At 59.3% G+C, this 12,110-nt stretch carries 20 protein-coding genes; 6 read left to right on the top strand and 14 right to left on the bottom strand.

Annotation, left to right across the window (positions count from 1 at the left end):
- Positions 1-54 precede the first annotated feature (54 nt).
- The 3 genes from BN9444_RS12760 to BN9444_RS12770 are packed head-to-tail and all read right to left on the bottom strand — an operon-like array spanning position 55 to position 978.
- Positions 55-321, bottom strand: coding sequence for a hypothetical protein (locus BN9444_RS12760; protein ID WP_068802093.1), 267 nt, complete (start codon positions 319-321; stop codon positions 55-57).
- Positions 308-574, bottom strand: coding sequence for a hypothetical protein (locus BN9444_RS12765; protein WP_068802094.1), 267 nt, complete (start codon positions 572-574; stop codon positions 308-310). The genes BN9444_RS12760 and BN9444_RS12765 overlap by 14 nt, the downstream gene beginning before the upstream one ends.
- 2 nt (positions 575-576) lie before the next feature.
- A complete protein-coding gene (locus BN9444_RS12770) occupies positions 577-978 on the bottom strand; it encodes a single-stranded DNA-binding protein (RefSeq protein ID WP_077210091.1) in 402 nt (133 codons plus the stop codon).
- A gap of 102 nt (positions 979-1,080) precedes the next feature.
- Here BN9444_RS12770 and BN9444_RS12775 point away from each other — a divergent pair, with 102 nt between their 5' ends.
- On the top strand, positions 1,081-2,403 hold the full coding sequence (locus BN9444_RS12775) for an ISL3 family transposase (RefSeq protein WP_066509688.1): 1,323 nt from the start codon (positions 1,081-1,083) through the stop codon (positions 2,401-2,403).
- Here the strand turns inward: BN9444_RS12775 and BN9444_RS15615 are convergent.
- The 10 genes from BN9444_RS15615 to BN9444_RS12815 form a co-directional block, all read right to left on the bottom strand.
- Positions 2,305-2,559 (bottom strand): single-stranded DNA-binding protein, encoded by a 255-nt coding sequence (locus tag BN9444_RS15615; protein WP_077210092.1) that lies wholly within the window; start codon positions 2,557-2,559, stop codon positions 2,305-2,307. The two genes, BN9444_RS12775 and BN9444_RS15615, sit on opposite strands and share 99 nt — an antisense overlap.
- Positions 2,559-3,407 carry a hypothetical protein gene (locus BN9444_RS12780; protein WP_068802096.1) on the bottom strand — a complete coding sequence of 283 codons (849 nt, stop codon included), beginning with the start codon at positions 3,405-3,407 and terminating at the stop codon, positions 2,559-2,561. The genes BN9444_RS15615 and BN9444_RS12780 overlap by 1 nt, the downstream gene beginning before the upstream one ends.
- A complete protein-coding gene (locus BN9444_RS12785) occupies positions 3,407-4,300 on the bottom strand; it encodes a YqaJ viral recombinase family protein (RefSeq protein WP_068802097.1) in 894 nt (297 codons plus the stop codon). Before BN9444_RS12785 ends, BN9444_RS12780 begins: the two co-directional genes overlap by 1 nt.
- Complete coding sequence (locus BN9444_RS14580; RefSeq protein WP_154666920.1) at positions 4,297-4,455, bottom strand: hypothetical protein; 159 nt, start codon at positions 4,453-4,455, stop codon at positions 4,297-4,299. Before BN9444_RS14580 ends, BN9444_RS12785 begins: the two co-directional genes overlap by 4 nt.
- Positions 4,452-4,844, bottom strand: coding sequence for a hypothetical protein (locus BN9444_RS14890; protein ID WP_068802098.1), 393 nt, complete (start codon positions 4,842-4,844; stop codon positions 4,452-4,454). Before BN9444_RS14890 ends, BN9444_RS14580 begins: the two co-directional genes overlap by 4 nt.
- Positions 4,845-5,010: 166 nt before the next feature.
- Positions 5,011-5,211, bottom strand: coding sequence for a hypothetical protein (locus BN9444_RS12795; protein WP_068802099.1), 201 nt, complete (start codon positions 5,209-5,211; stop codon positions 5,011-5,013).
- 250 nt (positions 5,212-5,461) lie between these two features.
- Positions 5,462-5,647: a helix-turn-helix domain-containing protein gene (locus tag BN9444_RS12800; RefSeq protein ID WP_068802100.1), complete on the bottom strand. Its 186-nt coding sequence runs from the start codon at positions 5,645-5,647 to the stop codon at positions 5,462-5,464.
- A gap of 769 nt (positions 5,648-6,416) precedes the next feature.
- Positions 6,417-7,247, bottom strand: coding sequence for a hypothetical protein (locus BN9444_RS12805; protein WP_068802101.1), 831 nt, complete (start codon positions 7,245-7,247; stop codon positions 6,417-6,419).
- 14 nt (positions 7,248-7,261) lie between these two features.
- Positions 7,262-8,095, bottom strand: coding sequence for a ParB N-terminal domain-containing protein (locus BN9444_RS12810; RefSeq protein ID WP_068802102.1), 834 nt, complete (start codon positions 8,093-8,095; stop codon positions 7,262-7,264).
- A 46-nt stretch (positions 8,096-8,141) separates the two neighbouring features.
- Positions 8,142-8,366, bottom strand: a complete 225-nt coding sequence (locus BN9444_RS12815) for a hypothetical protein (RefSeq protein ID WP_068802103.1) — start codon at positions 8,364-8,366, stop codon at positions 8,142-8,144.
- A gap of 72 nt (positions 8,367-8,438) precedes the next feature.
- Between BN9444_RS12815 and BN9444_RS12820 the strand changes: the two genes are divergently transcribed.
- Complete coding sequence (locus tag BN9444_RS12820; protein ID WP_068802104.1) at positions 8,439-8,774, top strand: hypothetical protein; 336 nt, start codon at positions 8,439-8,441, stop codon at positions 8,772-8,774.
- A 277-nt stretch (positions 8,775-9,051) separates the two neighbouring features.
- On the opposite strand, the gene BN9444_RS14585 is transcribed toward BN9444_RS12820, so the two are convergent.
- Positions 9,052-9,216 (bottom strand): hypothetical protein, encoded by a 165-nt coding sequence (locus BN9444_RS14585; protein ID WP_154666921.1) that lies wholly within the window; start codon positions 9,214-9,216, stop codon positions 9,052-9,054.
- Positions 9,217-9,370: 154 nt separating this feature from the next.
- On the opposite strand from BN9444_RS14585, the gene BN9444_RS12830 reads away from it, so the two are divergent.
- From BN9444_RS12830 to BN9444_RS12845, 4 genes are all read left to right on the top strand, one after another.
- Entirely contained in the window at positions 9,371-9,859 is a 489-nt protein-coding gene (locus BN9444_RS12830; protein ID WP_141681561.1) for a hypothetical protein, read from the top strand.
- Positions 9,840-10,226 (top strand): ImmA/IrrE family metallo-endopeptidase, encoded by a 387-nt coding sequence (locus BN9444_RS12835; RefSeq protein ID WP_233423591.1) that lies wholly within the window; start codon positions 9,840-9,842, stop codon positions 10,224-10,226. Before BN9444_RS12830 ends, BN9444_RS12835 begins: the two co-directional genes overlap by 20 nt.
- The gene (locus BN9444_RS15285) at positions 10,223-10,795 is read left to right on the top strand and encodes a hypothetical protein (RefSeq protein WP_233423592.1); all 573 of its coding nucleotides are present in this window, start codon (positions 10,223-10,225) and stop codon (positions 10,793-10,795) included. Before BN9444_RS12835 ends, BN9444_RS15285 begins: the two co-directional genes overlap by 4 nt.
- A 105-nt stretch (positions 10,796-10,900) precedes the next feature.
- Positions 10,901-12,106: a tyrosine-type recombinase/integrase gene (locus BN9444_RS12845; protein WP_068802107.1), complete on the top strand. Its 1,206-nt coding sequence runs from the start codon at positions 10,901-10,903 to the stop codon at positions 12,104-12,106.
- The last annotated feature ends 4 nt before the right edge of the window (positions 12,107-12,110 follow it).

Below are 12,110 nucleotides of genomic sequence, written 5' to 3' on the forward strand. Positions count from 1 at the left end.
GGAGTTGGTACGCGGCGGCCGCCATGACCACCTGCCGCGCATGGTCGTAGAGGTTCATTCGTTGACCTCGATGAGTAGGTATTGGTCTCCGTATTCGGTCGGCACGGTCGCTGGCTCTGGCACGTCGATGTAGACGTAGTCGGTGGGGTCCAGGACGAAGCGTCCATCACGTGTGGCGCCGTCGATATAGCCGTCCCTGGCTACGGCGTAGATAATCCGATCCGGGATATTTGAGGCCGGGTCAAAAGTCTTAGGGTCCAGCCACACCCGCGCGCCGACAAAAGACGGCATGCGGGCGGCTGGGAGTTCATGCCACGTCAAAGTCTTTCTCCGTGAGTCCGAGCTCGTGGGCGCGGGCAAGGCTGGCGTCAAGGTGGTCGGCGAACTGCGGGTATTTGCGGCATGCCCATACGTGATTGATGGCACCCCATTGGGTGACGCAGTAACCGTCATGCCGGCCCGCCCCGATAGCGTGGTTGAGCTTGTGGACGTATTCGTTGGGGCTTGATGTGCCGCAGGCCGGGCAGATGTAGGTTCCATCTGTGCCCGGCCCGATGAGCGCAAGCTGCTCCATTCTTAGAAGGGCGGCTGCTCATTCATGACAGTGTTGACGTTCGCCTGGGCTTGCTGCATGCCCTGCTGGTTGGTGGCGGCTGGCGCTGCCCAGTTCCCCACCTGCGGCTGCTGAGCCTGCTGATTCCAGCTGCCGCCCTGCTGCTGGGGTGCCGCGGCATCGCCCTGCGGCACGACGTAGAACTCGCGGGCTTGGAACTCGACACGCGAGCGGTTATTGCCCTGCCGGTCCTCCCACTGTCGAGTAATCAGCTTGCCAGCAACAGCAACCTTGTCGCCCTTCTTTAAGCCCGCCGCGAGTTCCGCCCACGGGGTCGGGTTCTGCTTGTACTGCGAGTTCTCATTCCAGATGGTCACATCGAGGTACAGGGCTTGTTTAGTGGCTCTTCCGGTTTTAGAGTGCATTGATTAGTTCGCCGGGGGTTCGGGCGTGGCACAAGATATTGGGGTCCTTGGCTTTGTAGGAATAAGGGTGTCTAATCCATCCGTACAAACCAAGGACCTACTGTGCAGCCTAACGGAAATGTCATCGTCGATACCATCTGCCGCACCGCAGAACTAGGAGTTACTATCACCGGGGCCGCAGAACACGGCGATGTCACCGTCATCGAAGCCGAGCCCGTCGAGCCCATCAATGAATGCCCCACGTGCGGTCAGCCTGGAGTATTCCGCGACCACGTCATCCGCAGCCTGGTCGATCTGCCCATCGTCGGCCACCCAACACGCCTTCATGTGCGCCTTCCACGCTACCGGTGCACCAACAAGCGCTGCTTGCAGAAGATCTTCCGCGCGGGCCTTACCTGCGCGCCCGACAATTCAAAGACCACGGACAGGGTGACCCGCTGGATACTGCAACGACTCTGCCTAGATCGGATGAGCGTTGCCGCTGCAGCCAAGTCATTAGGCCTGGGGTGGGATACCACCAACGCCTTGGCCTTAGCCGCTGTCCAGGACTTGATCTACAACGACGAGCACTACCTCGACGGGGTCAAGGTCATCGGTGTTGATGAGCATCGCTGGTCGCACAACCGACGCACATGGCGCGACGGATACGTCACCGTCATCGTTGATATGACCGACCACCACGACAAGGATGGAAACGTCATCCGCCCCGCTCGGCTTCTTGACGTTGTCCCAGGCAGAAGCGCTGACGCGTTACGAACATGGCTGAATAATCACAGCGAGCAGTTCCGCGATCAGGTCAAGATCATCAGCATGGACGGCTTCCAAGGCTATGCCACCGCCGCTGGCGAAGTCATTCCCAACGCCACCCAAGTCATGGACCCGTTCCACGTTGTACGCCTGGCCGGTGACAAGCTCACCAAGTGCCGCGCCAGGCTCCAGTTAGAAACAACAGGCCGACGTGGCCGCAGCAAAGACCCGCTCTACCGCAACCGGAAAACTCTGTTGACCACCGAGGGCTTGCTCACCGACAAGCAGCGCGGGAGGCTTGAGGAACTGTTTGACTTCGACGACGACTACGCGCCGCTACAAGAGACCTGGACCTACTACCAACAAGTCATAAGCTGCTACAACAATCCCAACAAGCAAGCAGCCAAGAAAGCCATGAGCACGCTCATTGACACGCTTGTTGACATCAAAGACGCCGGGATCGCTGAGATCGCGCAGCTAGGCAGGACCATGAACAAACGCCGCAAGGACATCCTCGCCTACTTCGACCACGGAGTATCCAACGGACCTGTCGAAGCGATTAACGGTCGGTTGGAATTCCTACGCGGCATCGCCCTGGGATTCCGCAACCTCGACCACTACATATTGCGGTGCCTGATTCACGCCGCCAACATCCGACACAAAATCAATGCACTCTAAAACCGGAAGAGCCTGTTTAGTCTGCCACTCCCCCTGGTCGTCCTTATACCGGTCGGATTGGGCGAGGGTGAAATTAGTGACTGCCTGGCCGGAGCTGGTGAATCTTAGTTCCGCGTCGCGAGTGAGCCCACCAGCAATGGTGATGATGTCAATCATTACTGTGCTCCGTTCAGGATTGCGGCGCGCTGGTCAGCGGCCTTGGTGTATTCGGCCCACACAGCCGGGTCAACGCCCTGCAGACCATTCATGATGTCACCGAGCTGGTCCACGCTCTCGGCCGTGTTAATAGCTTCGAGCGCCTTGGGTTCCGGCTGCGGTGCCGTCGACTGCTCCGGCTGCTGCTTCTGCGCGAGGGCTGCACGCACCGCATCCACCACCTCCGGCTCCGGCTTCTTCTTGGTCAACGCCGGCACCGGGGCGGCCTCCGCCTTCGCCCGCACATCCTCACGAGTAGCAGTCATCTTGACCGGCTCCAGTTCCAGGTCTTCGGCGGCGTACTTGATGCCGAGGAGTACATCCGGGGCAAGCTTGCGGGACACCTCAGATGCTGCTTTGGCGTACAGCATGGCCTGCGGGTCAGTCTGATACTTCTTGTTGCTGGTATAGCCCGCCTTCTTAGCGCGCTCAATAGTCCAGGTGGATTCCTCAGTCTCACCCGCTGGTGAAGTGCCGCGTACCGTAACGGATTCATCGCTGGTTTCTACGGTCTGGAATCGGTACCCCTTTGCTTTGAGGAGCGCGACCATGGTGCGTGCGTAGATTGCGGGCTGTCCGTGGACTACGAAGACTTGCTGTAGGGCCTGCTGTGGCTTCAATCCGAGTTCTGCGCCGTAGAGGATGGCGGCGGCACCATCATCAGGCTTGCCACGGAAGGTTTGCGGCACCATTTGGGTGTTGCAGAGGACGGTGGCGAGTTTGTGGGCTGCGCCCATGGCTTCGGCTTGGCGGGTGAGGAGGTCGAGGCCGTCCTCAGAGGTGTTGATGGTTGCGAGTTCGTTGCTCATTATTGCTCCTTGATTGTGAGTCGGGTTGACCCTGCGCGGGTCTTGGTGCGGAATTGGTTGTAGAGGTCGGGGTGGGCGGTCTTAAAGACGCGGGTGTCGAATACCTTGCTGGGCTGTGTGGTGGACACGGTGAGGTGGTAGCCGCCGTAGTCGCCGGTGTGGGAGTCGCCGGTCAACGACAGGATTTCTCCCTTGAGTGCGTTGATGCGCTTCTTGAGGTCGTCTACCTCGGCGGTGAGCATGGCGTATTGGGCGACGAGGTCGGTGACCTCGTCAATCTCATCCAGTGAGGTGACTTCACCCATCCAGTCGGGTGTTTCGCCGTCGAGCCAGGCGAACCACTCCCCCGCGGTGTTCATCAGCTCTGCCGCAAACTTGGGGTCATAGGTGATGGTGCGGTGGTCGAGGGAGACGGGGGTGAAATCCTCATGCACCTCAACGAGTAAGGCACAGGCTTCTGCCCCGGTGTAGTGCATGTTCGCCTGAATCTGACAGTAGTACTGGTCTGGGCACCAATCGTGGAAGCGGCCGCCGTGGAATGGGCGGCTGCTGGTCTTAATCTCCCCAATGACATCCAAGTCCTCCGCGTAGAGGTCTGGGGTGCAGGATAGGCGCTCATCGTCCGGCAAGAAGATGACCTGTGGTTCCGCGTTGTAGGTGAGGCGTGAGTCCACCTCATCAATCAGCACCTGGGCTAGCAGGGGTTCGCGGGCACTCCCCCACTCCGTGTACTGATTGCCCCGGAACTTCGAGCCGTGTTCTTTCTGGTCGCGTACCTCGTGCCATGTAGCAGCGTTCTTACTGCAGTGCAGGCGGGCTAGCTCCGTGGAGGTCAACCGGCCCCGGCGAAACTCCAACCAGTCCTCATTATCCGTGGGTTCGTAACGTCTCACTTCTTCTCCTTCTCGTCATAGCGGGACAGGGTCATGTCAGTCAGGGTGCAGGCAATATCGGGGTCGTGGCCACGGTCAAGGAATGCCTGCATCACTTCGTCTGCTTCCTCAATCAACGGCTCTAGATAGAGGAAATGGGGGTTAATGCTGCTCATGCGTGGTGGCATTGTGTTTGGGGTGTTCTTTCTCGTGCTCGTTTGCTTTCGTTTCGTTTGCGTTCTAGGCGTTTCTTACGGGCGCTTTCGGCGGCTTGGGTGCGGAGCTGTAGGTCAACTCGTTTTGCGTTATCTGCGTGGAATGTGCAGAACGGTTCCCCTGCAAACATGTCGGTAGCAACGGAATTGCAGTTCTCGTATTGGCAGCAGCCAGGCTTGGACTTGTCGTTGAACTCGGTCCGCCAGAGGCGGTCGACGCGCTTGCGTTTACGGATATACATTCGGGCTACATCCTGGGCTTCATCCAAGCTCGAGCATGGGCGCTCCATACCGTTGACGATGACCACAAACAGGTCGCCGCGGGACTCGATTCGGAGTGTGCGTGTCATAGCCGTTCCCTTTCTTTATCAATCGTGTCGAATAGCTCCTGGGCCTTGTCGTTGACTGCTTGCGGTAGGCGCTTATGCCAATCAGCCATGAGGAAAGTGAGTTCATCCTCAAAGTCAGCGAGCTTGTAGAGAAGTGGCATGTCATCTATGTCGTCTGCGCGGTCCATTAGTGCACCCCACAGACTGCAGTCGGGTCATACGTTGCCGGCGGCATGCCGACGATGAACGTGAATGCGATGCCCGCGAGGAATGCGAGGATGGCGACGGCGATGGTGAGCCGGGTGCGTTTTGCGAGCATGTCCTCGAGGGCGGCGATGTAGCGCAGGCGGTTAGCTGCGGTGGGTTGGGAGGCGGTCGGGATGGGCATGGCGGATTTTCCTTTCATAAGAGTTGAGGAGAGCTGCTGTGTGGTGGGCTTCCGCGGCACCACGTTCGAGGAGTCGCCGGTACTTCGGCGGGACGTCCGAGAACGATGCGAGAGCGCGGTACATGCCTTCAATGTGTTTGACTTTGTCTGCGGCTTCGCCGGGGCCGATGTGGCGGGGCATGTTATCTCCAAAAGATGTAGAAGCGAGGCCTGCGATGCCTAGGCCGGTAGAAGATGTGGCGGAGGTACTTCATGCTGCGTCCTCGGGTTGTGTGAGTTGGTCGATGATGGTTCGGGGGAAGACGGTGCGGTTTCCGATGGTGATGGGATGCAGGTGACCGGCTTTCCCGGTTTTTACCCATTCGTAGAGGGCGGATTTTGAGACGCCGATAAGTTGAGCTGTTTCGGGCACCGAGTAGGTGCGGGTAGGCTGCATGGTGAACTCCTTTCGTAGTTGGGTTCGTGGCCCTGGCAGTGGTTGGTAGCTGTGCCGGGGCTTCATTCACGTGTGGGGCGCGGGGTGTTACATACATCCTTTTCCGACTAGTTGTTGGAATAGAAGAATTTTCCCGCGCCCCTTGTGGTTTGCTGGGGAGTTGAACCCCAGTCACGCGCTTTGTCAACGCGCCAGAATCATGTGCTGCGTGCCCGCCTTTCGGGACAAACCTTTGAGGGTGTAGGGGCAGGTGGCCAGTGCCAGGCGGGTAGCCCCTTTGCGCCGCGTATATCCGCAACGGAAAGCGCTTAACCCCTACACCGTGCGTGATAGGTATGCGCACCCCACCATGAGTTAGTCGGCGGCCCCCGCGCACGGCATTGCGCGGGCTGTGGGATAGGCCGTTGACTTCCGGCCGCCTGGTGGCGTGCTGGGGGCTTGCACCCCGCGAGCGGCTACTTGCACGCCTCGTGTTTTACGTGCCCGATTTATGCGGTGTTCCCTCACGCCTAAGCCGCGACGCTGTGGCGTGGTTTCTGCCTGTCGGCGGTGCTGGTCATCGCAATCTAAGACACATGCTCACAGCACCAAGTAGTCCCGCTAGGACACGTTGCCCACCACCGTTAACTGGTGGGCCGGTCTCTCTATTCAGTTCTCGATACAACGTGGCCGGCGGGCCCCTCATCGATCCCCTCGTGAGGAGTCACCGCGACCTGGTGCCCGGCCAGGGAATCGAACCCCAGCTACACCATCGGGCTAAGTAGCGGCGCTAGTGCGGCGTTGGGAACTTCTCCGGGTTTGCGCCGCCAGGGGTATACCGGAGCGTCTTGCATTCCGTACCGTCTCGGAACTTGTTCCAGGCCTTGATGGTCACCGCAGTGACGTAGGTCTGATTGATGACTCCGCGCTGGTTTGCCTTGAGGCTGAAAAGCAGCTCGCGCAGCGTCAGGATTGGGTTTCCGCGCTGTAGGTTTTCTCCGCTTGCCAACTTGTCGAAGAAGAACTGAGCATCTGCGGCGTCTAGCTTCGAGAAGTGGTAGTAAAGGATGCCGATGGTCTTTCCAGACATGGCGCACTTGTTGCGAATCCGGCATGCATATTGCGTCAGCTCAACCAGCGAAGGCTCTCCTTGCACTCGGGCAAGAACTTGCTTCGGAGTCACCGGGTATCCCGTGGCAGTCGCGCATGCAGCTTTCAGCCCCCACCGTTCGTCTCGGATAATTCCGGAAGTAATGGCAGCGAGGATGTTTACGCTTGGGTAGCCGTGGATGGACAGCACATCTTTTGCGCTTCTCGCTTTGCCCGTGTCCATGGTGTCCTGTGTTTCGCTTGGCAAGCCGTAGACAACAAGGGTTTGGAATGTGAGGTCGTTTTCTGCGGCGACCATGAGGCGGTGCTGGCCGTCGAGAATCCTGCCGTCACGGGCAATCTTGATAGCCTCGCCGTTGAGCTCCCACTCGCCGTTGCTCATTGCTTCTAGAACGCGCCCATAGTTGGTTTTGGAGACTTTGCGGTTGCCGATGTTCTGTTCCAGGAGTTCCCTGGCGAGGCGTGGATTGATTGTTACGATTTCGGATTTGATAGTGTTAGAGATGAACATTTGGCTGATTCCTTTCAGCTGAGTTGGTCAACGAGGGCTTGAAGCTCGTTGATGGTTCGGGTCAGGTCGTGGCGGTGGAGCGCTGCGACCTTTTCCTTATTTCGGGGAAAATTGCTGTCATTCTTGATGCGCTCGAATCTGTTCATTACGCGGTTCAGTTCGACTACCGCGCTGGTGAACTGAGATGTGATTGCTTCGGCGCGAGGTTCCGGTTCCGGCGCTGGCTGCGTGTTGAGTTCATCCAGGTGGTGTTGCGGGATGGCGGTAGCCTGTGGCAAGTCCCCGGTGGTTAGCGGCTCCGATTCGGGAGTCTGCTCCCCCGGCGCGCGCCACGGGTCGGCCTCTTGTTCCGGTTCTGGCTCCGGTTCCCGGCGCGGCTGCGACGCTGAGCGCTCATAACTGGCTGGACGCTCTTGCCCGCGAGAATTGATACGCGGAATGTCATTCGGAATTTCCGAATGAGACTCAAGCTCGCTTCTGACAGACGCGACAGTTTTATCGCTTGCCCCTGTCCTGCGGGAATGTTCAAGGTTGCTTAAAGCCGGGTCTGCCTTCAGCGATTCCGCAATCAACGCCCGGCGCTGCTCACGATTCAGATGACGGCGCTTCAGATTCAGGGTGAACGCCAGGGAGCGCTTACCCGCTTCGTCCAGGTCATCGTGAGCGACCATCGGGCATGGGATACCCAGCTCGGCGGCAATCTTCGAGCGATGGTGCCCATCAATGACAACGCCGTCCGCGTCGATATGGATCGGTTCGAGCACGCCATGTTCCCGAATGGACTCATACAAGTCCTGGTATTCCTCCGGCGACAGCGGAGGCATTACCTGGTACTTCACTGCACTCATGTTGTAAACTTCCTTGTGTGTTGGCCTCGCTTCGGCGGGGCTTTTTCTATGCGACGGCGGCGGTGGTTTCGATGACCATGCGGTCGAGGGGGATTCCGGTGATTTGCTTCAGTCGCATGAGGGTGACGATGCTGGGCGCGGACTTGCCGGCGCGGTAGTTGCGGATGGTTGCGCCCGTGAGGTTCAGGAATGCCTGGCCTAGCTGGTCATCGGAGCGGGAGCCGGTAAGCTCCGCGGCCTTATCCAGCACAGCGGGGTTGAGTCGAATCATGATGCACCTCCTTCGGGTGACTGTGATTCACTTTCTGTAGGGCAACTGGCCCTAGAAAGTGAGGTGATTTGAATGTTGAAGTTTGAGCACATAACCGGATTGGATGTTGAGGGTGTCGCCCCGGCGGAAGATCTGGTTGATTCCATTCGGGAAGCCCTTGCGGAGGGCGGCGACCCGGCACCCGGGTTAGCTCTTGCGCTGGTTAAGGCGATTGCCGAGTTGGAGACGGCGAAGAAGTCGATTGCCGACCTGGAAGAGCGGATGGAGTCGACGCGGCTCTACGTCATTGACCTTGAGACGCGCCTCGTTGAGAGCGGCCTCCGCTTCGGCGAGCCGGCTGCGAGCATCAATCCGAGCGCCACGGCTGACGGTGAGCCCCTTGGCCTTAGCGGTGACCTCTCGAAGTAGGTCATCAATTTCTTTCGTGGTGTAGTATCTCTCGCCCGGAAGATTTACGGTTACCTCCGGCGTGCCATCGCCGGGGGTTTCCTTATTAGTCATGGTGTGGCTCCGTTCTGTTTAAACTTCCTCTGGGGGCACTTCCCCAGAAAGTGAGGTGAGAACTGTGGATTTGAACGATTTCGATCACGCGGGAATTGCCGCTGACCACGCCGTACGGATTGCGAGCACTCCATATGAAAAGTCGATGGCAGAGTCCCAGAGGTCGTTAGCGCTAGGTATGCAGCTACTCCAGAAGCAAATTGACCGAATGGAGCTTGGGATCCAGCTCGGCAATCCTGCTGACTAATTCACGAAGTGTGTAGCTACCTTTTCCGTACTCATCAATGGAAATGGTCTGGACTTCCCCTGGCGTTGCCCCGCTAGGGGATTCCCTGTTTTCGTGGTTCATATTCACCTCCTTGTGCTTAGTTTCGCTCGGCTGTGCCTAGTTAAGCATACATGCGCGGAATTACGCAAGTGTTCTTAGAAACTTTTTTGTTTCCGCAGGTAAACCATGTGCGAAAAGTTGCCCACTATCGTCTTTACGGGGTATGCTTGGCGCCATGAAACACAGCGAATGGCTAAGCAAAGTCACAGATGATTCCGTGCGCTCAATCGCCCGCACGGTTGGGCTACCACCCCGAACCCTTGCAACGCAGCTGGAAAAAGAGCGCATTAGTCCAGAAAACGTCATCTCCATCGCCATCGCCTACGGTGCCCACCCCGTGCGCGCCCTGGTCGATACCGGCTACCTCGCCGAAAAGTACGCCCGCACCGTCGACCCGATGACCGCCTTACGTAGCGTCACAGAGGACCAGCTGGCCTATGAGGTTCTGCGCCGAATGAAGCTCGGCGTCGAAACCGACAACCTCACTACCCCGGTTGACGAACTCGCACAGCGCCGCGCCATGTCCGGGGCTCCTGCTACTAATGACGGCGGGGACGATGACGGCACCGTGGAGGAGTTCGACTGGGACGAGCCACACGCCGCCGACTCCTCCCCCAGTGAAACGCAAGCGAGACTTGAAAGAGGTGAAGATCCTATTGATTGATGCGCTGATAGGCGTGGCCGAAGGCCGCGGCTACCGCGTGCGCTGGCACAAGCACGGCCCCACAGCCGCCTGGCTCCCCCACCGCAATGCCATCACCCTGCAGAACGGCGCGCCGGAGGTAGAGCTACTCTGCTCGCTCGCCCACGAACTCGGCCACGCCCATTACAATCACCCGGCCGGGCACTTCGGCGCCCACGAGCTGCAAGCCGACCGCTTCGCAGCCAAACTCCTGATTTCCCCCGCGGACTACGCCGCGGCCGAAGCAATCTACGGACCACACCCGGCCCGCCTCGCCCACGAGCTAGGAGTGACGGTCAAAGTCCTTAAAACTTGGGCCTCTATCTACGAAAGGAAACTAGCAGCATGAAACGCCTGCTCTCTATCCTCGCCGCCCTCCCCCTCATGCTTGCCGCGTGCAGCGACACCGGGGACACTGCCCCGGCCACGTCGAGCACCGTCGCCACGTCCTCGACGGCGACGTCCATATCTTCGACGTCGTCGACCTCGAGCATGACGTCCAGTGCCGCCCCGTCGAGCACCTCGGCCGTCGCGGAGCCGAGCGCCGTCGACCAGGAGCCGGCCGCCGCGCTGGCTACCGAAGCCCCCGCCGCCGCAGCCCCGCCCTACGTTGTTGAATGCTTGGAAGGAACCCCAGGGCCGGCACTTTGGTCAGATGGAACAGTGGCGTACTCGCAGGATTGCTGGGAGCAGCGAGGCGGGGCCGAAGTGGCCGAAGCCGAATCAAACGCAGGACTCCCCGACCCGGCGACGATTCCCTATGCCGACGGCGGGACGTGCCCCGCCTATAAGTGCGGGTACGGTCACGACGAGAACGGCAATCCGAACCCGAGCAATTCCGAAATTCAGTCGTGGTGGTCCGATTGCATCGCCACGAACTCGGCGGAGTATTGCCGGGCGAACGACCCCTACCAGTAAAACGACAAAACCGCCCCAGCACTCACAGCGACCAAACCGAAGTGCCAGGGCGGCAGCAATTGACCACGCCCGCATAGGGGCATGACCATAAGGAAGTGTATCAGCATGGCTGTGCAGAAACGCGTCACGAAGAATGGCGCCACAAGGTGGGTGGCGCGCTGGCGCGACCCCTCCGGCAAGGAGCACTCGAAGAGCTTCAACACGCGACGCGAAGCAAAAGCACACGTCGCTGAACGCGAGCGCGACCGCCGGCGCGGCTCCTACCTCCCCCACGAAGCGGAGAAGACCACCGTCCGTGAACTGTTCCAGGCATGGATGGACCACCGCCCACTCCGGCAGACCAGCGTCGAGCAATATAGGTTCACCCGCGACCGGCAGCTGGGATGGTTGGCTGATTGGCCGGCACGTGAAGTCACGCCGAGTGATATAACCCGGTGGGCCGCGCAATTGGAGCATGGCCGTGAGTGGATTTCGCGCACTGATACGGGGCTTGCCCCTGGGACAGTGCAGGGCATTCTTCGGCATGTGCGAAGCGCCTACAAGTGGGGTGTGGAACAAGAAATCGTGCCGAAGAACCCGGTAATCACATTGCCACGCACGGACGCTATTGAACCCGATGACATTCCGACGCTAGATGAGATTCAGACGGTAATTAAGTGCGTCCGTAAGGGTGGGGCGGTCTATACAAAGAATCACCCGTCGAAGGGGGAAGTCTTGCAACACACGGCGGGGCCGTCGCCGGAGGTGGCGGATATGCTCACGTTTGCGTTGTTTACCGGGATGCGCGTGTCGGAGATTTCGGGCCTTGTCGTCAGGGAGGTTGACCTGGACGAGGGGATTATCAAGGTGCGTAAGCAGCTTGGTAAGACGAGCCCGCCGCGCAGGGTTGAGCTGAAAACAGCAGCATCGCGGCGCGACATTCCGATTGCCGATGAAATTCGCCCCTTGCTGAAAGCGCATGTTGCAGGGCGCCGGGGCGATGATTACGTGTTTACGCTTGATGGGGTGAAGCCTGTGCGGGTTAAGGGTGCCGGCGATCGGGTGTTTATTGCGGCGACGTACACGGGGGCGCAGAGGGTGCATTTTCATGCGTTGCGGCATTACTTCGGGTCGGCGTTGTTGACTGCCGGTGTTCCGATTCAGGATGTTGCGGAGGTGTTGGGGCATTCAAGTCCGGCGTTTACGTTGAAGGTGTACACGCATGTGATCGCCGGTTCCCGCGACCGGATTGTTTCGGCTATTACGGAGAGTATCGGGTGCGGGATCGGTGCGGGATCGCATGGTCTGCGTGTGGTGGGAGATAGTGCGTGACCTG

The sequence above is a fragment of the Corynebacterium phoceense genome (assembly GCF_900092335.1).
Taxonomy (GTDB): domain Bacteria; phylum Actinomycetota; class Actinomycetes; order Mycobacteriales; family Mycobacteriaceae; genus Corynebacterium; species Corynebacterium phoceense.